The organism is Sphingomonas sp. 35-24ZXX (assembly GCF_000786215.1).
GTDB lineage: Bacteria > Pseudomonadota > Alphaproteobacteria > Sphingomonadales > Sphingomonadaceae > Blastomonas.
This window is the reverse complement of the sequence record NZ_JROG01000001.1, coordinates 66,881-86,911: the sequence shown is the minus strand read 5'-3', so window position 1 is coordinate 86,911 and position 20,031 is coordinate 66,881. Positions and strand designations below refer to the sequence as shown.

Here is a 20,031-nt window from a genome sequence, read left to right as displayed (position 1 = left end):
GACTTTCCTTGACTCTAATCCTTCGTCTCCGGTGCCCCTTTGCTGGGCGGCCGGAGCGCGGCTGCGGCTGGCTGGGGTCGATCTCAGGTCAGCACGCGACATCGTAATTAGCCTCGGTCAGAGCCCGGACCTCCGCCGCGCTCACGCCCGGCGCCAGCTCGATCAACGCGAACCGGCTGTTGCGGTCGGCCCGCCGGAACACGGCGCGATCGGTCACGATCATGTCGACCACGTTCGAGCCGGTCAGCGGCAGGGTGCAGCGCTTGCGGAACTTGGGCGTGCCGTCGCGCGCTACATGGTCCATGAGGACGATGATCCGCCGCACCCCGGCCACAAGATCCATGGCGCCGCCCATGCCTTTCACCATCTTGCCCGGGATCATCCAGTTCGCGATGTCCCCGGTCTCGGCCACCTCCATCGCGCCCAGCACCGAAAGGTCGATATGGCCGCCGCGCACCATGGCGAAACTGTCCGCCGAGGAGACATAGCTGGTGCCGGGGAGCTCGGTGATCGTCTCCTTGCCCGCATTGACGATATCGGGATCGACATCCGCCTCCAGCGGATAGGGGCCAAGGCCGAGCATGCCGTTTTCCGACTGCAGGGTGACATGGATGTCAGGCGGCACGTTATCGGCCACCAGCGTCGGAATGCCGATGCCAAGGTTGACGTAGAAGCCGTTCTGCAGCTCGCGCGCCGCACGCGCGGCCATCTGGTTGCGATCCCAGACCATATCATGCCCTTTCGTATCTGGACGCGGTGCCCCGCTGCATCGTGATTCGGTCACGGTAGGTCATGGCGTCACCGCCAGCAGGGTCTTGCCGAAATGGGCGTTGGCCGCGACATGGCGATGGGCCTCGGCCGCCTGTTCGAGCGGGAAGAAGCGGTCGATCACCGGCTCGAGCTGCCCTCTCTGGAACGCCGGCAGCACATCGGCGGCAAAGGCTCGGGCAACCGCAGAGCGCTCTTCCAGGCTGCGCGAGCGGAAGGTCACGCCGCGCAGGGTGATCCGCCGAAACGCGAGCAGATTGATGTCGAGCACGTCGGTGCTGCCGCCCAGCCGGCCGACGGCAATCATCCGCCCCCCGATCGCGGCGCTCGAAAGGTTGGCGGTCAGTGCGCCGCCACCTACCAGATCGATCACCAGATCGGCGCCGCGTCCCCGGGTCGCCGCCATGACGTTTTCGGCCAGCGCGTCTTCGCTCACCAGCGCAGTATCGAGCCCGATCTCGGCTAGCCGGACCAGCTTGGGCTGCGACCTTGCAACACCGATGACCTGGCTGGCGCCGAGCAGCCGGGCCAGCTGGATGGTGGCAATGCCGACACCGGCGGTCGCGCCGTTAACCAGAACCGTCTCGCCCTGGCCCAGCGCGCCTACCGTCACCAGCGCGTTGTGGGCGGTCATGTACCAGGCGGGCAGACCGGCCGCGGTCGCCGTGTCGAAACCATCGGGCACGCGGACGGCGAGCCGCTCATCAACGATGGCATATTCGGCATAGCCCGCCGGCGCGAGCGCCATGACCCGGTCGCCGGGGGCAAACGCGGTAACATCTGCGCCCGCAGCGACCACCTCGCCCGCGAATTCTCCCCCCGCGACCCGGTGTTCGTTGCCCCCGAAATGCTCTGCGGATAGGCGCAGGTCGGCGCGGTTGACCCCTGCGGCCGCCACCCGCACGAGCAGGTCCGAAGGGCCGCAGACCGGGATCGGAAGATCGCGGGGGACCAGCCGGGACACCCCATCTGCGCCTTCGATCACCATGGCCTTCATCATTGCCATGTCAGCGCCCTCCGCCGGGCAGACCGTTCAGGTCCTGCCAATGTTCAAGCCGTGTCGCGGCGTTGATCGTGGCACGGGCTGCGGGGTCGACCCGGTAGGGAGCGGCAGCACCATCACCGGCAATCCCCGCCGTCAGCTCCGCCAGCGCGTTCTGCATGGCGAGGCAGGCCGGAGCGAGCATGGCATGGGGGTAGATGATCAGGTCGAAACCGGCGGCATGAAGCTCGGCCGGGTTCATGGTGGGCCAGCCGGCGGTGCCGTATTGTACGGCCACCAGCGGCACGTTGCCGAAGGCCTGACCGACCCGCCAGAGATCCTCGTCGGTCCGGATGCCGGCCACGAACAGTCCGTCGGCGCCGGCCAACAGATAGGCCTCTGCCCGGCGCAGGGCGGCATCGACGCCGGCAAGCGCATAGATGTCGGTTCTGCCGATGATCCAGAAATCACGCGAACGCCGCACCTGAACCGCCGCGCGCAGCTTGGCGAGAATGACGTCCTCCTCGCACACCGCCAGTGCGGCCTCCTGCCCGGGGCGCTTCACTGGCGCTTCCTGATCCTCGATCGTCACGGCCGCCACACCCAGCGCCTCGTAGGTCTCGACCATCCGCACCACGGCCTTCACGTCGCCATAGCCGTTGTCGCCATCGACGAGGCAAGGCAGATCGGTCACCGAAAGCATGTCGCGCACTCCGGCGCCGATGTCCGCAAGCCCGGTCATGCCGAGGTCGGGCAGCGCATATCTGGCTGCCAGCAGGCTCGACCCGGCCACACTGAAGCCCTCAAGGCCCGCCATTTCGATCAGCCGCGCTGACAGCGCATCGTGCGCCGCGGGCAGGATCAGCGGCTGCGACGTTCGATCAAGCGCTGCAAAGGACCTGGGAGAACTCAACTTGCAATTCCTTCTGCGGCCGCGGCGGGCCGTGCCGTGGCGGCCACCGTGCTCATGCCATCTGCCGCGTGATGCGTTTCTCGATCCGCTTCTCGTTGTGGGTCGAACCAACCATGCGCTGGACGTAGATCCCCGAAGTGTGGACGTGGTCCGGGTCGATCGCTCCGGTCGGTACGACCTCCTCCACCTCGGCGATCGTCATGCGGCTGCAGGTCGCGACCATCGGATTGAAATTCCGCGCAGTCTTTCGATAGACGAGGTTGCCGGATCGGTCCCCGCGCCATGCCTTGACGATCGCCAGATCGGCCTTGAGGCCGGTTTCGAGTATGTGACGCTCACCGTCGAACAGGCGCACCTCCTTGCCTTCCGCGACAAGGGTGCCCACGCCGGTGCGCGTGTAAAAGCCGGCAATGCCCGCGCCGCCAGCGCGCAGTCGCTCTGCCAGAGTGCCTTGCGGGTTGAACTCAAGCTCGAGCTCGCCGCTGATGAACTGGCGCTCGAATTCCTTGTTTTCGCCCACGTAGGACGAGATCATCTTCCTGACCTGACGGCTCTGCAGCAGCAGTCCGAGGCCGAAATCGTCCACCCCGGCATTGTTCGAAATGATTGTGAGGTCGCGCACGCCGCTGTCGCGGATGGCCGCGATCAGGGTCTCGGGAATGCCGCAGAGACCAAACCCGCCGGCCGCAATCGTCATCCCCGAAAACAACAGGCCGTCCAAAGCCGCCGCTGCATTGCTGTAGACCTTGTCGATCATCGCGCCCACCATGGCGTCACGCGTCGCATTTGCTTCATTGCCGGACCACGATGTTGGTGAAGCCGCCCTTGCGCTGGTCGAGCGCGTCAATCGCTTCGTTGACCTCGTCGATCGAGAAGCCAAGTGTCTCGAACACGCTCATCCGCAGCATGCCTGCCTTGGCGAGATCAGCCATCATCTGGCCCTCTCCGGTGGTGAACCAGCGCGAACCGATCAACCTCTTCTGATTGACCATCAGATCGGTCGAATCCACCGGCAGGTCGGTATGGACGCCCCCGGTGTTCACGAAGGCCCCGCCCCGCCTGACCGCCAGCAGCGTGCGCATGCCTTCTTCGGCGGGTGCCATCGCGCCCAGACATTGCATGGCCACATCGACCCCGTAACCATCGGTTTCGGCCATGACCGCCGCCACGATGTCTTCGTCCATTCCGTAGGTGAGGATGCGTTCCGGTGCGATCGACTTGAGGTGTGACAGCAGGGCCCGGTTGCGCCCGGTGGCGAAGATCTTGGATGCCCCCAGCGCGAGTGCGGAGATCACGGCCCCGACCCCGAGGACCCCGGTCCCACCATCTACCAGCGCGGTCTGTCCCGGACCGAAGCCCGCCTTGCGGAAGCCGGAGAACGCGGTTCCGGTGTAGCCGAAACGCGTGGCCCCCTCGAAACTCAGGTTGCCGGGGAGCTTGACCAGATTGCGCGCGGGGGCGACTAGAAACTCGCCGAAACCCCCATAGGGGTAATCTTCGAAGGTCTGCGCCGAGCCCGGCTCGAACCCGAAATACCCCATGAAGGTGTAGGAATCGCAGAATATATCATTCCCCAAACGACAGGGGCGGCACGTCCCACATGACAGGCCCGGATTGACGTAGACCCTATCGCCGACCTTGACGTCTCCACGAACCTGCGAGCCCACTTCAACAACGATCCCGGCGGAATCCAGCCCGTAAATCGCCGGTAGCTTCGGCAAGGGCAAATGCGGAAACCACGAGGAAAAGTTGCGGATCACGTTGGGCAGGTTGGGCAGAACGCAAGCGGCCTTCACGTCGACAAGAACGTCATGCTCGCGCACCGCGGGCATGGGCACCTCATCCACTTGGAATCGTCCTTCGCGATCATGAAGGCGGGCCGCGCGCATCGTCTTTTGAAGCATCATTCTCTCCGATTATACAGGGGCGGCCGAACAGGTCCGCAGAAACAACAGGATCGTCGTGTCGGTGCTTACCATGCGCCGCTTCCATTCTCGGCGACCGCAAGCCGATGCGTTCCGGGGCAACGCCAGCGCAGGCACATTCAGGCGACCGCGCCTTCCAACAGGTCACGCGCACGGAGCCATTGGGTCACGGTGCTTACCGCTTCGGCGATCTGATCGGGCTGATTGGCATAATAATGCGTCGCTTCCTTGATCACGTGGAATGTCTTGTCAGACGAGGCTGCGGCGGCATAGATTCCGCCCGAATCCGGTTGGGGAACGCCATCGTCAGCGCTGCCTTCGATCACCAGCAGCGGGGCCTTCATGGTTGCCGCACATTTGTACCCGTCAGCCCGGCTGTCATCGAGCGACCACTGTGAGAGCCACGAACGCAAAGTCGAAAACCGCGCCAGTCCGATCGGTCCCGAATTGACCGGTTCGGGATCACCGAGCGCACTGCTGCCCGGCTTGCGGTCGTTGGGATCGAGCGCGGGATCGCGAAACCGCAGGTCGGCCCAGGTGCGGTGCACGACGAACCCCCGCTCCATCTCCTTGCCGCCCCGCGCCTTGAGATCCGCAAGCGTCGCCTTGACCCAGGCCGTGATCCGCCGGATCCGGGCCTTTTGCGCCTCGCGGTAACGGGCCACATATTCTGCCGAATAGGGTGGCTGGTTAGGGTTGCGCGGATCGTACATGTCTAGCGCGACATCGCGACGGTCCGGATCATTCTCGTCGAGCACCGACGGATCGATGATCTCGGCGAGGTTCAGCGCGCGGCCGGCATGAGCCGACTGGAAGATGACAGCGTCGGCCGGAATAAGCTCGGCACCCGCGATATCGACCGGGTCACCAGCCGGTGTCTCGGTGATCGTCGGATGCTCGGCCTGCGACTGGTAGAACATCGACAGCGCGCCGCCGCCGCTCCACCCCAGCAGGACCACGCGCTCATAGCCCCAGACCTCCTTCGCGTGACGGACGTAGGCCCCCAGATCGAGAATCACCTTTTCCATGATCAACGCGGTGTCGTTCTTGGGATAGCGGCTACCGCCACACAGGACGTGCAGGCCCGCCTTCGCGAACGCCGTCGGCACCGGAAGCAGGTGGAGCGTGGAACTGGGGTGCATCATGATGAGCAGGGTCTTCGAGGGCCTGTCCTGCGGACGCAGCAGTATGCCCTCGAGATGGACCGTGCCTTGGGTGCCGTTGAAGCCGTAGGTTTCGGCAAAACGATTTACTTCGGTGTAGCTGAGATGGATCCACTCGTAATCCACCGCCTTCTGATCTTGCGACATTTTATGTTCCTGGAGAGGGATTGGGGTCAGGCCGCGACGGCCGCCTTGCGCTCGCTCCAGAGCTGGAGATCCTTACGGGCATCGCGCTTGTGCCGTTCCCACTCAGTGGCGTTTTCATCGGAGTAGGCGATGAATTCGAGCCGATAGCCGTTGGGATCGTGGAAGTAGATCGACGTACAGACGCCGTGATCGACCGGGCCATCGAACTTGATGCCCTTCTCGATGAACCGCTCCCGCCATTGCAGGATATCGTCGATCGAATTGACCTTCATGGCGAAGTGCAGGTCCATGCCCCACTGGGTCTTGAAATCGAAGTCCGCGCCGATCACGTCAAAGAACGCAATGTAGGATGGCGTGCCCGGCTGCGGACTGCCGATATCGAAGAAGAGATGGAGATATTGCAGCGCCTCGCCCGTAGTGGGATGACGCTCGTTGATCATCGCCACTTCGAGCGGGAACCCCAGCAATCCCTCGTAGAAATCGCAGGTCTCCTGCGCATCACGGCAGCGATAGGCTGCATGATCGAGCCCGAACACTTCGGGATGCGACGGATCAATCGGACGTCTGGTCATCTGTCATATCTCCTGTAGGCCCCGCAGGCGAAGTCCCTGCGTTGATCAGAAGTTGTACGTCACCCGCACGCCGTAGGTACGCGGCGCGCCAATGGCTCGAGCGGAAAAGTTTCCGTTGAACAGCGTGTTGATGCTCCCCTGATAGACATCGCTGTTGCCGATATTGCGGATGTAGCCGGTAATGGCGAAGCGATCATCGGCCGGCTTGTAGGTGAGGTCGGCGTTGACCACGACGTAACCCTCCGCGATCGTGTTCGGCCCAAAGAAGTCAGCTGCAAGGAAACGTTTCGTCGCAAACTGAGCGCTGGCCCCGGCGACGATGGTGCCGCCGTTGGACAGGTCGAAGTTGCGCAGGTAGCTGACGTTGCCCGACCAGCGCGGCGTCCGCACCGTCGGCAAGCCGGAACAATCGACGGTGACTGTGGGCGCGGCACTTGCCGGACCAACATCGCAGCCGGTCACGAGCGAGGGTGCCAGGAAAGCGGGGTACTGGACAAGAAACCTCTTGTAGTTCGAATCGATCCAGGAAACCGTGGCGCTCAGGGTATCGGCCTGCGTTGGCTTGAAGATCAAGTCGACGTCGATGCCATGCGGGTTCGCAGCGCCAGCATTGCGCGTGGTGAACGCTGCGGCGCCAGAACTGGTAAAGCCAACCGCGGAAACCTGCAGGTTCTTGTAGTCCCAATAATACCCCTCGACGTTCAACTGCAGCTTGTTGTCGAAAAAGCGATTGCGCACCCCGAAAGTGTATGCGGTCAGCGTCTCGGGATCGAACCTGTTGTCCGGATCGGCGGCAATGAAGAACCCGCCAGACTTGAAGCCACGGCTGACGGTTGCGTAGAGCATCGACTGCTCCGCAAGATCATACTCAAGGCCGGCCTTCCACGTAACCACGCTCGTGCTAACGCTGTTGCTGATGGTGTATTGCGGCCCGGGTGCAACGATCGTCTGGTCGGTGATCGTCCCCCTCAAGTCTTTGCGTTCGTCGGTGTAACGAAGGCCGCCGATGACCCGGAAGCGATCCGTCAGGCTCAAGGTTGCCTCGCCGAAAGCGGCATAGCTGCGCGTTCCGATATCGCTGATATCGTTGTTGACCCGAAAGCCTGTGATAAAGTTCGATGCAAGAAGATCGAAAGTCGCGCTGCTATCGAGATCGAAATAGAACCCGCCAACGACCCACTTGAACGAACCGGACTGGCGGCCCAGACGCACTTCGAGCGAGGTCTGCTTGGCGCGTTCATCGGCAATCAGCGGAAATCCGTTTGCATTCGTGCGCTGCCGGAACGTCTGCTCGCGGTAGGCTGGCAATACGGTCAGCGTTGCAAAGTCGCCAAGATCGACGTTCAGCTCGGCGCTGACATTGTACATGTCGTTGTCGAGGAAGGTATCCTGAGTCGGCTCGATAACAAAGCCAGGGATCGGCGGCCCGAAGGATTTGAGCACGGCCACACTTGCAGGGTCGGTGATGGACGTGCGCGTCGGCCTGCCCGGGGTCAGCGGCCACAGCACAGCGCCCGCACCCTTTCCACCCTGATGCGCATAGTCACCCGACACCCGCAGGGACACCCCTTCGCTCGGCTCCCAGAGCATTTGCAGACGCACGCCCTGCTGCTTGTCGTCGTCAGTTCCATCGGACAGATAGCCGTCACGGTCGATAACCTGAAAGGCGCCGCGTACGGCGAGCGTGTCGCTGAGCGGGACATTGAGCGCGCCGGCGAGTTGGACCCTGTCGTAGTTTCCGTACTCGCCGGAAATGTAGCCGGATATGCCATTGAAGTCAGGGCGGGCAGTGATCAGGTTTATGGCGCCACCGGTGGCGTTGCGGCCGTACAGCGTTCCTTGCGGTCCCTTGAGCACCTCGATCCGCGCCAGATCATAAAAGTTCGTTCCGATGGCGGAAGCGCGCTCGATATTCACGCCATCGATTGTGTAGAGCACGGCAAGCTGAGCCAGCGCATTGGCCGAGAAGTCACCCACGCCGCGAATGAAGGTCTGGGTGCTCGCGCCGGATTGGCTGACGGACAGCCCGGGCGCAAAGGTCGCGAGTTCGCGCGGCGAGGCGACACCGGTCCGCGAAATTTCTTCAGCGCCCACAACCTGGATCGACAGCGAAGACCGCTGGAGATTTTCGGAGCGCCGCTGCGCCGTGACGATGATCTCGGCGACACCTTCATCCTTTTCGGCCTGAGGAGCAGCCGAGGCAGTCGACGGATCGGCCGCCGACGTCTGCGCCTGAGCCGCGCCTGCGACGCCGCAGGCCAGGGCAAGCACTGCCACACTGGATAGAAACCTCTTCATCACGCTCTCCCCTTGCCGGTTTTTTTGCCGTGCAGATTGCAACACCCACGATGCCAGCAGATGTTACGATGCTATGCTAACGTTAGCACGCCAAATTTTTGTTGCAAGCGAATTAGAGTGTTTCACGAAAATCATTTTCATGTTGCCATTTTGATAATCCTTTCAGGCTGTTGCCCCACCGTTACCGATCGTCGGAAAGGTTGACCCTGCGACGGGATTCGTGCGAACGATTGCACTCAAATGTGGCCGGGCAGGACTCGATCGAGCAACTGGATCGACCGTTGCGACAGACCAGCACGCCAGAATCGTTGAGCGCACGCGAACAACGGTGCGCGAAGATAGGGAAGAGAGGAGAGCAACAGATGCGTTACGTGATGACATACCATGATGCGGGCAAAGCGTGCTTGAAGGTGGCGGACGAGCCTGCCGAAAGACTTTCGCTCGATCACACACCTGGCATGGCCATCGAACGGATCTGGTCTACGGCGGGCACGCCGACCATTGGCAGGAACGAAACTGCCAATCCCAATGATGGCGTGGGCTTCCTGCCGCACGCGGGCCAGACCGCCTTTCGCCTTTTGACCTTCCCGCCCGACGCACTGTTCCTGTCGCTCGGCTTCGACATGGCCGCTTCCCTGGCGGAATTTGCCGACAAAATGCCGGAGATGGCGAGGTTGCGCGAGGCCGACGACCCGGCTATGCATCGGACTGAAACGGTCGACTATGTCATCATCCTCGAAGGAGAGGTCTGGCTGGAGGTCGACGACGGGCAGCAGGTGCTCTTGCAACAGCACGACATCGTAATTCAGAACGGCACACGCCATGCTTGGCGCAACCGGAGCGACAAACCGGTGACCATGGCAGTGTTGATGGTCGGCGCCGAACGAACCACATGACGCCGTGAATCAGGTATGGACCACAGGAAACGGACTGGAATGACAACCGCGCGCGAACTGGCAACTGCGCTGAACCTCTCTGTCTCGACAGTGGGACGTGCCCTCGCAGACGACCCGCGCATCAGTTCGCGTACAAAGCAGCGCGTTGTCGAGGCAGCGACCAAATCGGGCTATCTCGTAAACCATGCCGCACAGATGATGCGCGGTGTCCCCAGCAAGCTGGTCGGTCTGGTAATCGGCGATCTGGGCAACAGCCAGTACAGCGTTGGTGCGCAATCGCTTTCGCGCTGTCTTGAGGCCGAGGGCTACCAGCTCGTACTGTCGGAAACCCGTGATGATCCGGCCTCCGAACTGCGCCATGTCCGTCAATTGTGCAGCGCGCGTGCGGCGGGGATCGTGATCGTGCCAACCGAACGGCCGCTGCCCGAAACACAGCGCCTTCTTCAGACCGTCCCCTATGTCCAGTGGATACGGCGTCATCCCGCTCTGATCGACCAGTGGTTCTGCTTTGACAACACCCGGGCCATCGAAAGCGCGACACGCCACCTGCTGGACCTAGGGCACTCGAGGATCGGCTACATCGGCCCCTATGAGGACAGTTTTGCCGGGCGCGAAAGACTAGCTGGCTTCCTCCACGCCCAGCATCTGACGTCTGCTGACCCCACCCTCACGGTCTTCGGCCCGGGCGGCGACACGCGGTTCGGGCAGGAGGCGGCCCAGCGACTCCTGCAACTCGACATTCCGCCGACGGCGCTCGTCCTCGGGTCGCTTCAGATAACGCGCGGCGTTCTCGACGAGCTTGTCGGCCGCGCAATCCGCATACCTGACGAGCTGTCGGTGATCGGTTTCGGCGACGAACCTGGCTTTAGCTGGTGGTCGCCGGGTCTCACCACCATCGCAGTCCCCAACGAGCACATCGCGACCTCTTGCGCACTTTGGCTTCTGCACAAGCTGAAAAGGGAGCGGGAATGCAGTGCCGAAGAGAATTTCGGATCGATCACGCCTGGCAGCCTGGTGATACGCGGCAGCACGGCCCTGGCAAGGGGGAGCTAAGGCGCCTCGCCAGCGGGACCGTGTGAGAGATCTCCCCCTAGGCGGCATCCCCTGCCAGCTTCTCCTCCAGGACTTTGCGTGCGCGGCCCGACGCTGCATCACTGGTCAACCAGATCGGCTTCAAATCTTCGAGACGCTTCGATCCCATATATCGCTGTTGCGCCTCGATCATGGGCTTGTCTTCCCGCTCGAAAGCCTGTTGCGTCAGGTCGTGCAGCCGCTTGCTAAACTCTGAGTCCTCGCGCTTGAAATCACGCGCCACTCTCCAGAAATAATGACAAGTGGTCTCTGTTTCGGGAGTGACGAGATGGGCGGTGATCAGCGTGAGGCCAGCGCTTTCCGGCTCCCCCGGCGGCGTTGCGCCGACTTCTACCGACAAATTGGCAGGTGCGTGCCACCGCGTGATCGACCGGTGATCGACATGGTCGGGCGCGCCCTCGCCGAAGCCGAAGCGGAACAGCGGCGAGATCGGCTCGCCCGGCCGCCAGTTGCGACCGATCACGACCTCACCTTCCTGACTGACGCTGAACTGGGTCCGGCGGTTGAAGCCTTCGGTGGCCAGCGCGGGATGGAGGAATTCGGCATGACTGAGATCGAGCAGATTGTCAGAGACCAGGGTATACGCGGCAGCCACAGGCATCATGTCCTCGACCGTCGCCCAATGGCCAGGATCGTCGAACAGGTCGAACCGGACGATGGCACTTTCGTCGGGCTCCCGGTCGCCGAACCAGACCCACAGGATGCCATTCACCTCGCGAAGGGGATAGATAAGGTTCCGTGCGCGCGGAAGCTTGCGGTCGCCCACGGGATTGTCGACGCAGGCACCATCCGGACCGAAGCGGAGGCCATGGTAGGGACAGCGGATCGCATCGCCGAAAACCTGACCCTGGTGCAGCGGTGCCGACCGGTGCGGGCAGCGATCGCTCATCGCGACCGCCGTGCCATCTTCGGTGCGGTAAAGCACGACCGGCTCGTCCAGCATGGTGCGAACGATCGGCTTGTCGCCCAGCTGACCGCTGAAACCCGCCGCGTACCAGGTGTTCCTCAAGTATCCCATTGTGCCGTTTCCTCTCCTTGCGGTCCTTGCCGGACTCTTCGTGTTGCGGCCTGCCTTAGCGGTGCATAAGGTAGCGTATCGGGAGCGATTTCAGCCCGCCAACAAAGTTTGTTTCGAGCCAGCGTGGCTCGCCTGAAATTTCGAGGCTTTCGATCCTCGGCAGCAGCTTTGCGAACAGCGCGCGCATCTCCATCTTGGCGAGGTGCTGACCAAGGCAAAGATGCGGACCATAGCCGAATGCCAAATGCGGATTGGGCGCTCGGTCGATCCGGAACGCAAAGGGGTCGTCGAACACGTCCTCATCGCGGTTGGCGGACGGGTAGGACAGCATCAGGGAATCGCCTGCCTTGATCTCGCACCCCCTGAGAAGGCAGTCTTCGGTCGCGGTACGAAAGAAATGCCGCACGGGCGAAGTCCAGCGAATTCCTTCCTCGATCGCCTTGGGCAGAAGATCAGGATCGGCGGTGAGTCGCTCACGCTGATCCGGATTTTCGGCGAGCGCGTGCATCAGACCCGAGATCGAGGAACTGGTGGTGTCATGCCCGGCCACTGCCAAGAGAAAATAATAGGAGTTGCGGTCGAAGTCCGAAATCGGCGCATCGTTGACCGTCGCGTCCGCCAGCAGAGAGACGATATCGTTGCGAGGGTTCTTCCGCCGCTCGGCGGTGAGGACGTTGAAGTATTGGAATAGCTCTGAGGCGGCCGCGCCAGCTTCGACCTTGCCCTCGGCAGCGACCGACGGATCACTGGCGGCGAAGTGTTGCTGAGTGAGCTTCAGCATCAGACCCAGGTCTTCCTCGGGAACACCGAGGATCAGCATAACCACACGCAGAGGAAACCAGACCGCGATATCGGCCGCAAAATCGCACTCACCATCGAGCTGCGTCATCTTGTCGATGAAGCTGTCGGCGATTTCGCCGATCGACTCGTCAAGTTCCTTCAGCCGCTTGGGCCCGAACCACGTTTGGGTCAGGCCTCGAAAATGGCGGTGATCGGGCGCATCCATCTGGATCAGTGAACGGATCGGCTGAACCGAACCGGTTCGGCGACGGATCTGCTCTTCAGCCTCTGCCGAACGCAGCGCGGTACGCGGAGCGCTAACAAACCGCTCGGCCTGCTTCTCGATTTCCATGATGTCTGCATGGCGCGTAATGGTCCAGAACGGACGGTAGCCTTCGGGCTGAGTCCAATGTACCGGATCCTCATGGCGCAGCCGCGTCAGCAGCGCATGAAACGCGCGATCGTCGGCATAGGTGCGCGAATCCGCGAGCGCGTCATCGAGAGTGGGTGATGTCACGGTGGCATTCATGGCTGTCTCCCTCAAGACGGTGAGCGTGGTTCCGCCGGAACCATGGTCGATCTGGAGGAGATGGCTACCCTGCAACCGCCCGTGGGTCTGTCACCTTGGCGACACAGCTGTCGATTGCAGTCGGTCTTTGTCGTGCAAGACAATCGCGCCCTTGCGCAGAGAAATCAGCCCCCCGGCCTGCAATTCGCCAAGCACCTTGTTGACCCGCTGGCGCGACGCGCCGGCAAGCGCGGCCAGTTCGATCTGCGAAACGGCAACTTCGATCATTCCATGCCCGCCATGGGCCGTGTCATTCCCTCTGGCCAATTCGATCAACCGCCTGATGACCCGATCGCGCAGACTGCACAGGTGGAAGGCGACGAGCTGTTCGCTCGCCACCCGCATCTGCCGGGCAAACAAGCGGATGAGCGCGTCGTTGAACGAGGGGTGGATGCTCCGCAAACGACTAAAGGCGCCATGGCCAACCACGTCCAGTTCCACCGAAGTTACCGCCTCTGCGGAATGCGGCCGGGCTTCACCATCGACCAGACTGCTCACGCCAAAGAAATCGCCGGGGCCGAACTGAAGAAACACCGCTTCCCGGCCATCGGCATCTCTGACAAGCAAGCGGACATGCCCAGTGACAATGCGATACATCTCGCTGCCGCTGGCGTCCTGCTCATAAATGCCCTGCCCTGCCGCGTAGGTACGACGGAGCATCGCAGCAACCAAGTCACTCGCGGCCTCGGGGGCCATCCAAGCTGTCAGGTCAAAGGGGCTAGACATGGCCGTCTGGCGCTCCGCATTGTCACGCTGCCACCGATAGTGGAGCACCGGGGGGCGGACTGCGCACCATATCGCACTCAGCCAACGATACCCCGCAGGAGCACCGTGTCAGCATCTAAGGCTTGCCCAGCCGCAATCAAGAACAACCACACCCCGCTCGGCGGAGCGCACCTGGAAGGCGATGCCATCGGGAGCGACTCGCCACAGAGCGACCTCGAGCGTCTCGCCCGGATAAACCGGCGCGGTGAAGCGGCAATCCAGACCCGCGAGCCGTTCAGGACGACCTTCGCACGCCCACGAAAGGATCATTCGCCCTGCAAACCCGTAAGTGCACAAGCCATGCAGGATCGGTCTTTCAAGGCCGCCCGCTGCTGCCACGGCGGGATCGACATGAAGAGGATTAAGGTCCCCCGAGAGGCGATAGATCAGGGCTTGCTCGGGCCGCGTGTCAGCTACCAGAATTGCATCAGGTTTGCGATCTGGCACCTTGCGCGGTGCTGGCAACGCCTCGCCATGCGATCCGCAACCACCATCGCCCCGAAGAAATGACACTTGCCGAACGGTCGCCAGCAAGGCGCCGTCAGACTGGTCGTAGATGGTGCGGGTGGCGCGCAGCAGGCAGCCCTTTTCAGCCCCCTTGTCGACGATGGCATCGATCCGGAACTCGCCCCGGACTTCACCCTCAACCGGAAGAGGCTGATGAAAAATGCAAGATTGTTCAGCGTGGAGAACGCGCCGCCAGTCGATCCCGTACTCCGGTTCCATTTGCCAGAAGCCGGGATAGGCGAGGATCACGGCCATGGTTGGCAAAGCCGAAAGATCCGGCTCGTAAACGAAAGACAGCTCGCGCCCGCCTTTGTCATGCCCTGCGCCGACGCCGAGGGCATAGAGGATGGTGTCACGCTTCTCGTATCGATGGAGAATGGTCCGAGCGGGGCGGGCGAGGAGCGATTTGGGATCCATCGGGCGCGTCCTCAGAGGTCAACCTGGATGAGATAGGGGCCCGCACAGTCGATGGCACGGGCCAACTCGCTGGCGAAGGAGGCTACGTCGTCGGCGCGGCCTGCCTCGACCCCCTGCGCAGAAGCGAGTTTGACCCAATCGATATCGGGCGCGCCAATCTCGAGCATCGCCCGGGCCCGCGGTCCGGGAACGCCCGAGCCGGTATTGCGGAACTCGTTTTCGAGGATCGCGTAGCGGCGATTGGCGAAAACGATGATGGCGATCTTCAGGCCTTCACGCGCCATGGTCCATAGCGACTGAGGGGTGTACATTCCGCTGCCATCGCCTTCCAGCGCGATAACCTGTCGATCGGGCGCCGCGACAGCCGCCCCGATCGCGCACGGCAAGGCGAACCCGATCGAGCCTCCCATGATGCTGAGCCAGTCGTGGGGTGCTGCGGTTGCGGTAGGCGCGGCAAAACCACGACCTGTCGTGACTGACTCGTCGACCACAATGGCCTGCTCAGGCAATAGCGCCGCAAGCACTTCGCCGATCGTTTCGGGAGTCAGCGCGCCGCCGACCGGTGCGACGGCAGTGCGCGACATGACCGGCGCAGGCGGTGTTGCCATCGCACCCAATGCCTCGCACAGCATCTCGAGCGCCTGCTCGGTCGGATTGCCCACGGGGACCAGTTCCAGCACCTTGCAGCCGTCGGGTGCTATCCGGCTCGGCATGTCCGGGTATGCGAAGAAGGCGATCGGATCGGCAGAGCCCGCAAGGACCAGTGTCTCGACGTCGGCAAGCCGGGCAACGGCCGCACTGACGGGGGTCGTTGGCAACCGGTCCACCCTGACCCGCCCCGCCCCGCGCTCATGCCGTTGATTGTACCCCTCACTGAGCAGTCGACATCCCGTGTGCGCCGCGATCCGGCCGGCCAGTTCGAGCGACCGGCCCCGCACCGCGTCGCCGCCAAGGAACAGCATCGCCGAGGGCCCTCGGCTGAGCGCTTCCGCTGCCGCTAGGATCGCGGCGGCATCGGGCAAAGGCACGGGCGAGAGGGGCAAAGTGTCGGCAAGGGCGGCGCCGGGCAACCACGACAAGTCGGCGGGCAGAATGAGGGTAGCAATCTGGCCGGGCGTCGAAGAAGCAAAGGCCACGGCGCGCGCGGCATCGCGGGCCAGATCGTCCGGACTGTGCGGCAGCAGCACGTGGTCCGAGATCGACGCGGCAATGTCCTCCAGCCGCGAGCGCAGCGGCGATTCAAGGCCTCGGTGATATGTGGCGTGTTCACCCACGATGTTGACGATGCCTGCGCGGCCCTTGCCGGCGTTGTGCAGGTTGGCCAGGGCGTTGCCGAGACCCGGACCGAGGTGCAGGAGGGTTGCCGCCGGTCGCCGCGCGATGCGGTAATAGCCGTCCGCGGCGCCCGATACGACTCCTTCGAACAGGCCTAGAATGCAGCGCATCCGCGGCTCGCGGTCGAGCGCGCCGGTGAAATGCATTTCCGATGTGCCCGGATTGGCGAAGCAGACGTCCACGCCGCCCCTGACCAGACTTTTGACAAGTGTGTCGCCGCCGGTTCCACCCATCCCGGTCATCCGTAACGACCACCGCAGACGTGCAGGACATCGCCGGTAATATAGCCAGCGGGCTCGGAGGCGAGAAAGACTACGGCCGCGGCAACATCATCGACCGTACCCAGCCGCGGCAGGGGCAGGCTAGCCTCGGCATTGGCCTTGATCTTCTCGAAATGGCGCAGGTTGCGCACCGCCTCCGTGTCGATAATCCCCGGTGCTACCGCGTTCACGGTGATGTTGTGCCGGCCATTCTCGAGCGCCATGGCCCGAGTAAACCCAAGCAATCCCGCCTTGGCCGAGGAGTAATTGGCCTGGCCCGGATTGCCAAGGTAGGCGCGCGACGCGATGTTTACGATCCGCCCGGCGCGCCGTTCAATCATGCCCGGCAGGACCGCCTTGGTGCACAAGAAGGCGCCCTTGAGAATCACGCCCACCACAGCGTCCCAGTCTTCTTCGGGCATGCGGTCGATCCGGTTATCCCGCGTGAAACCGGCGTTGTTGACGAGAATATCGACCGCCCCGAACCGCTCAGCCACCGTGGCTACCGCGGCCGCGACCGATGCCGCATCGACGACGTTCACGGCGACGGCCATGGCCTCGAAGCCCAGTCCGCGCAGCTCTTCGGCTGTCGATTCGGCCGCGTCAGGCACGATGTCGGCCACCACGACGCGGGCACCCTCTTCTCCGAACATGGCCGCTGTCCGCTTCCCGATGCCCCCTGCCGCGCCAGTAATCAAGGCCGCTTTCCCTTGTAGGTGAAATTTCATTTCACATCCTCGACCGTGTCAAATTGAACCGTAAATAGGGGTGTTTGCGAGGAATACGATCGCATCCCCCATCCGTCAAACCCGAATTGCATTTTTTCGAAAATCATTTTTGGCTTTTCAAATCTGTCGTGGCAGGTATGAAAGCGCCCCATGAGCAACACGAGCATCATCGGCGTCGGCATGACGCCTCTGGGAAAGCATCTGGACAAGTCGGTCCGCGATCTGGCCGCCGAAGCGGTGACCGCGGCCCTAGCCGATGCCGGCATCGAACGCGACCGGATCGAGGCCGCCTGGTTCTGCAACACCCGCCAGGGTGCGCTGGAAGGCCAGCACGGCGTCCGCGGCCAGGCCTCGCTCCGGGCCTACGGCTTCGAGAGCATTCCGATCTTCAACACTGACAACGCCTGCGCCAGCTCGAGTTCGGGGCTCATGCAGGCCTTCGCAGCGGTGGAGGCCGGCCTGTTCGAGACGGTGCTAGTCGTTGGTGCCGAGAAGATGAATTATCCCGAGAAGCGGGAGGCCATGTTCGAGGCGTTCAAGGGCAGCTGGGACCGTGAACTGGCCGACACCCATCTCGCCAGCCTGCTTGCCATCGGCGATGGCATTGCCGTGCCTGAAGGGGTTGTGGAATCGCCCGAACGGTCGGTGTTCATGGACATATATGCCGCACAGGCCCGCTTCCACATGAAGACCTTCGGCACCACGAGCCGCCAGATCGCGGCCGTGGCCGCGAAGAATCACAACCACTCGGTGCTCAATCCCTATGCCCAGTACCGTTTCCCGATGACGCTCGATGCGGTGCTGAACGACCGGATGATCGTCTGGCCCATCACGCGCGCGATGTGCGCTCCGATGAGCGACGGGGCCTGCGCCATTGTCCTGAGTTCCCGCCGCACGGCCGAAAAGCATATGGGGAACCGGGCGATCCACCTGCGGGGCATCGGCGTTAGCAGCAGCAGCAACCGGACCGCCGAGCAGTATGACCGGCACCTCACCCGCGTGGCGGCAGACCGCGCCTATGCCATGGCCGGACTGGGGCCGGAAAGCGTTTCGGTGGCCGAACTGCACGATGCCTCGGCCATCGCCGAGATTCTCCATAGCGAGAATGTCGGGTTCTGCGCCTATGGCGAAGGCGGAGCCCTCGTCGAAAGCGGCGCGACGCAACTGGGCGGACGGCTGCCGATCAACGTGTCGGGCGGTCTCTTGTCCAAGGGCCATCCGATCGGGGCCACCGGCGCCATCCAGCTGTTCGAACTGGTCACCCAGTTGCGCGGCGAAGCGGGCGAGCGGCAGGTCGAGGGCGCGCGGATCGCTCTCGCGGAAAATGGTGGCGGCTTTCACGGTCTCGAAGAAGCCGCCTGCGTCGTGACCATCCTCGAGGCGGTTGGGAGGTGAGAACGACGATGAGCGATGCAATCTCCTTCGACACCTTCAAACTGGCGATCAACGGCTGGCTTGAGGACGCGTCCGGCAGCTTCGCCGTGGTCAATCCGGCGACGGAAGCGGTCATCGCCCAAGCCCCGGACTGCAGTGCCGAGCAACTCGACAAGGCCGTAGCGGCGGCCCGCAAGGCGTTCCGGAGCTGGAAGGTCGTTCCCCTTGCCGAACGTGCGGAGATGCTCCGCGCCGCGGCCGCGCGGCTGACCGAGTATCTCGAACCCCTGACCGCGCTGCTCACATACGAGCACGGCAAGCCGCTGGCCGACGCCCGTGCGGAAATCCAGAATGCGGCGCGCTGGTTCAACGCCTTTGCGGATATCGACCTGCCCGTCGAACGGCGCCCCGAACCGAACGGGCGCGTGGCTGAGATCAGGCGGGTCCCGGTTGGCGTGGTGGGCGCGATCGCGCCGTGGAACTTCCCCGTTTCGCTCGCCGCCTGGAAACTTGCACCTGCGCTTCTGGCCGGCAATACCGTCGTGCTGAAGCCGTCGCCGTTCACACCGCTGACCACGCTGAAGATCGGCGAACTGCTGCTCGACCTGTTCCCGGCCGGGGTGCTCAACACGATCGCCGGCAGCGATCATCTCGGGCCGCTGATGTCCGGGCATCCCGATATCGACAAGATCGCCTTCACAGGGTCGACGGCGACCGGCAAGGCGGTCATGCGCGGCGCGGCCGGAACCTTGAAGCGGCTGACGCTCGAGCTGGGAGGCAACGATCCGGCAATCGTGCTGCCCGACGCCGATGTGGACGCGGTGGCCGAACGCCTGTTTTGGGGCGCATTCGCGAATGCCGGGCAGATCTGCGTTGCCGCCAAACGGGTCTATGTGCACGATTCGATCTACGACCGTTTCGCGGCGAAGATGGCCGAACTGGCGCGGAACAATCCGCCAGCGCCGGGCGATGCGGCAGGGACACGGATCGGGCCGGTGCAGAACCGCCAGCAGTTCGAACGGGTCAAGGCGATGATCGAGGAGGCCCGAAACACCGGGCTTCGTCTGATCAGCGATCCGGGGGCGATGACCGGCCCCGGCTACTTCATTGCGCCGACGATCGTCGACAACCCCCCTGAGGACGCCCCGGTGGTGAAGGAGGAACCGTTCGGTCCGCTGCTGCCGCTGCTGCGTTACACCGACATCGCCGATGCCATCGCGCGCGCCAACGACAGTGAATATGGCCTGGCAAGCTCGGTCTGGAGCGCGGACCCAGACAAGGCCGCGGAGGTCGGGCGCCAGCTCGAAGCGGGCACCGTGTGGATCAACACCATTCTCGGCATCACCCCGTCGCTGCCCTTCGGCGGGCACAAGCAGTCGGGGATCGGCGTCGAGAACTCGGAGGCCGGGCTGCACGAATACACCAACCTGCAGGTGATCATCCGCTGAGATGGAAAGCTGGCTGCCCTGCCCTTGCTCTGGTCCATGCCCTTGCCTGCGGCATGGCCCTGCCTGCATAGCAGG

18 protein-coding genes are annotated in these 20,031 nt (G+C 63.3%); 4 read left to right on the top strand and 14 right to left on the bottom strand.

Annotated features, from left to right (window positions below; all coding sequences use genetic code 11):
- Window positions 1-88: 88 nt before the first annotated feature.
- From LI72_RS00390 to LI72_RS00355, 8 genes are all read right to left on the bottom strand, one after another.
- Window positions 89-730, bottom strand: coding sequence for a 3-oxoacid CoA-transferase subunit B (locus LI72_RS00390; RefSeq protein ID WP_033923927.1), 642 nt, complete (start codon window positions 728-730; stop codon window positions 89-91).
- Between the two features lie 60 nt (window positions 731-790).
- Complete coding sequence (locus LI72_RS00385) at window positions 791-1,774, bottom strand: zinc-binding dehydrogenase (RefSeq protein WP_052129354.1); 984 nt, start codon at window positions 1,772-1,774, stop codon at window positions 791-793.
- A 1-nt stretch (window position 1,775) separates the two neighbouring features.
- The gene (locus tag LI72_RS00380; RefSeq protein WP_052129353.1) at window positions 1,776-2,663 is read right to left on the bottom strand and encodes an isocitrate lyase/PEP mutase family protein; all 888 of its coding nucleotides are present in this window, start codon (window positions 2,661-2,663) and stop codon (window positions 1,776-1,778) included.
- A gap of 52 nt (window positions 2,664-2,715) precedes the next feature.
- A complete protein-coding gene (locus LI72_RS00375) occupies window positions 2,716-3,420 on the bottom strand; it encodes a CoA transferase subunit A (protein ID WP_081984550.1) in 705 nt (234 codons plus the stop codon).
- Between the two features lie 34 nt (window positions 3,421-3,454).
- Window positions 3,455-4,510 (bottom strand): alcohol dehydrogenase catalytic domain-containing protein, encoded by a 1,056-nt coding sequence (locus LI72_RS00370; protein ID WP_231562314.1) that lies wholly within the window; start codon window positions 4,508-4,510, stop codon window positions 3,455-3,457.
- Between the two features lie 197 nt (window positions 4,511-4,707).
- Complete coding sequence (locus LI72_RS00365) at window positions 4,708-5,898, bottom strand: alpha/beta hydrolase (RefSeq protein WP_033923926.1); 1,191 nt, start codon at window positions 5,896-5,898, stop codon at window positions 4,708-4,710.
- Between the two features lie 26 nt (window positions 5,899-5,924).
- Window positions 5,925-6,470, bottom strand: a complete 546-nt coding sequence (locus tag LI72_RS00360) for a VOC family protein (RefSeq protein WP_033923925.1) — start codon at window positions 6,468-6,470, stop codon at window positions 5,925-5,927.
- A gap of 45 nt (window positions 6,471-6,515) precedes the next feature.
- Entirely contained in the window at window positions 6,516-8,768 is a 2,253-nt protein-coding gene (locus LI72_RS00355) for a TonB-dependent receptor (RefSeq protein ID WP_081984485.1), read from the bottom strand.
- 362 nt (window positions 8,769-9,130) lie between these two features.
- Between LI72_RS00355 and LI72_RS00350 the strand changes: the two genes are divergently transcribed.
- The gene (locus LI72_RS00350; protein ID WP_033924264.1) at window positions 9,131-9,664 is read left to right on the top strand and encodes a cupin domain-containing protein; all 534 of its coding nucleotides are present in this window, start codon (window positions 9,131-9,133) and stop codon (window positions 9,662-9,664) included.
- Window positions 9,665-9,703: 39 nt separating this feature from the next.
- Window positions 9,704-10,717 carry a LacI family DNA-binding transcriptional regulator gene (locus LI72_RS00345; RefSeq protein WP_033923924.1) on the top strand — a complete coding sequence of 338 codons (1,014 nt, stop codon included), beginning with the start codon at window positions 9,704-9,706 and terminating at the stop codon, window positions 10,715-10,717.
- A 37-nt stretch (window positions 10,718-10,754) separates the two neighbouring features.
- Here LI72_RS00345 and LI72_RS00340 read toward each other — a convergent pair whose 3' ends face one another.
- The 6 genes from LI72_RS00340 to fabG form a co-directional block, all read right to left on the bottom strand.
- A complete protein-coding gene (locus LI72_RS00340; RefSeq protein WP_033923923.1) occupies window positions 10,755-11,774 on the bottom strand; it encodes an aromatic ring-hydroxylating dioxygenase subunit alpha in 1,020 nt (339 codons plus the stop codon).
- Between the two features lie 55 nt (window positions 11,775-11,829).
- A complete protein-coding gene (locus tag LI72_RS00335; protein ID WP_033923922.1) occupies window positions 11,830-13,083 on the bottom strand; it encodes a cytochrome P450 in 1,254 nt (417 codons plus the stop codon).
- A gap of 90 nt (window positions 13,084-13,173) precedes the next feature.
- Window positions 13,174-13,818, bottom strand: coding sequence for a Crp/Fnr family transcriptional regulator (locus tag LI72_RS00330; protein ID WP_197051747.1), 645 nt, complete (start codon window positions 13,816-13,818; stop codon window positions 13,174-13,176).
- Between the two features lie 138 nt (window positions 13,819-13,956).
- Window positions 13,957-14,811: a MaoC/PaaZ C-terminal domain-containing protein gene (locus tag LI72_RS00325; protein WP_033923920.1), complete on the bottom strand. Its 855-nt coding sequence runs from the start codon at window positions 14,809-14,811 to the stop codon at window positions 13,957-13,959.
- 11 nt (window positions 14,812-14,822) lie between these two features.
- Entirely contained in the window at window positions 14,823-16,379 is a 1,557-nt protein-coding gene (locus LI72_RS00320) for an acetolactate synthase large subunit (RefSeq protein WP_033924263.1), read from the bottom strand.
- Between the two features lie 5 nt (window positions 16,380-16,384).
- On the bottom strand, window positions 16,385-17,134 hold the full coding sequence (gene fabG / locus LI72_RS00315; protein ID WP_033923919.1) for a 3-oxoacyl-ACP reductase FabG: 750 nt from the start codon (window positions 17,132-17,134) through the stop codon (window positions 16,385-16,387).
- A 150-nt stretch (window positions 17,135-17,284) separates the two neighbouring features.
- Here fabG and LI72_RS00310 point away from each other — a divergent pair, with 150 nt between their 5' ends.
- Together LI72_RS00310 and LI72_RS00305 are read left to right on the top strand one after the other, a co-directional pair.
- The gene (locus LI72_RS00310; RefSeq protein WP_033923918.1) at window positions 17,285-18,529 is read left to right on the top strand and encodes a thiolase family protein; all 1,245 of its coding nucleotides are present in this window, start codon (window positions 17,285-17,287) and stop codon (window positions 18,527-18,529) included.
- Window positions 18,530-18,537: 8 nt separating this feature from the next.
- A complete protein-coding gene (locus LI72_RS00305; RefSeq protein ID WP_081984484.1) occupies window positions 18,538-19,956 on the top strand; it encodes an aldehyde dehydrogenase family protein in 1,419 nt (472 codons plus the stop codon).
- Window positions 19,957-20,031 lie beyond the last annotated feature (75 nt).

What these genes read in the sequence shown, in the direction of transcription:
- LI72_RS00385 (WP_052129354.1), bottom strand. Translation starts at nt 1,774, where the DNA reads ATGGCAATGATGAAGGCCATGGTGATCGAAGGCGCAGATGGGGTGTCC.
- LI72_RS00305 (WP_081984484.1), top strand. Translation starts at nt 18,538, where the DNA reads ATGAGCGATGCAATCTCCTTCGACACCTTCAAACTGGCGATCAACGGC.
- LI72_RS00325 (WP_033923920.1), bottom strand. Translation starts at nt 14,811, where the DNA reads ATGGATCCCAAATCGCTCCTCGCCCGCCCCGCTCGGACCATTCTCCAT.
- LI72_RS00350 (WP_033924264.1), top strand. Translation starts at nt 9,131, where the DNA reads ATGCGTTACGTGATGACATACCATGATGCGGGCAAAGCGTGCTTGAAG.
- LI72_RS00365 (WP_033923926.1), bottom strand. Translation starts at nt 5,898, where the DNA reads ATGTCGCAAGATCAGAAGGCGGTGGATTACGAGTGGATCCATCTCAGC.
- LI72_RS00390 (WP_033923927.1), bottom strand. Translation starts at nt 730, where the DNA reads ATGGTCTGGGATCGCAACCAGATGGCCGCGCGTGCGGCGCGCGAGCTG.
- LI72_RS00310 (WP_033923918.1), top strand. Translation starts at nt 17,285, where the DNA reads ATGAGCAACACGAGCATCATCGGCGTCGGCATGACGCCTCTGGGAAAG.
- fabG (WP_033923919.1), bottom strand. Translation starts at nt 17,134, where the DNA reads ATGAAATTTCACCTACAAGGGAAAGCGGCCTTGATTACTGGCGCGGCA.
- LI72_RS00375 (WP_081984550.1), bottom strand. Translation starts at nt 3,420, where the DNA reads ATGATCGACAAGGTCTACAGCAATGCAGCGGCGGCTTTGGACGGCCTG.
- LI72_RS00340 (WP_033923923.1), bottom strand. Translation starts at nt 11,774, where the DNA reads ATGGGATACTTGAGGAACACCTGGTACGCGGCGGGTTTCAGCGGTCAG.
- LI72_RS00320 (WP_033924263.1), bottom strand. Translation starts at nt 16,379, where the DNA reads ATGGGTGGAACCGGCGGCGACACACTTGTCAAAAGTCTGGTCAGGGGC.
- LI72_RS00330 (WP_197051747.1), bottom strand. Translation starts at nt 13,818, where the DNA reads ATGGCCCCCGAGGCCGCGAGTGACTTGGTTGCTGCGATGCTCCGTCGT.
- LI72_RS00360 (WP_033923925.1), bottom strand. Translation starts at nt 6,470, where the DNA reads ATGACCAGACGTCCGATTGATCCGTCGCATCCCGAAGTGTTCGGGCTC.
- LI72_RS00345 (WP_033923924.1), top strand. Translation starts at nt 9,704, where the DNA reads ATGACAACCGCGCGCGAACTGGCAACTGCGCTGAACCTCTCTGTCTCG.
- LI72_RS00355 (WP_081984485.1), bottom strand. Translation starts at nt 8,768, where the DNA reads ATGAAGAGGTTTCTATCCAGTGTGGCAGTGCTTGCCCTGGCCTGCGGC.
- LI72_RS00335 (WP_033923922.1), bottom strand. Translation starts at nt 13,083, where the DNA reads ATGAATGCCACCGTGACATCACCCACTCTCGATGACGCGCTCGCGGAT.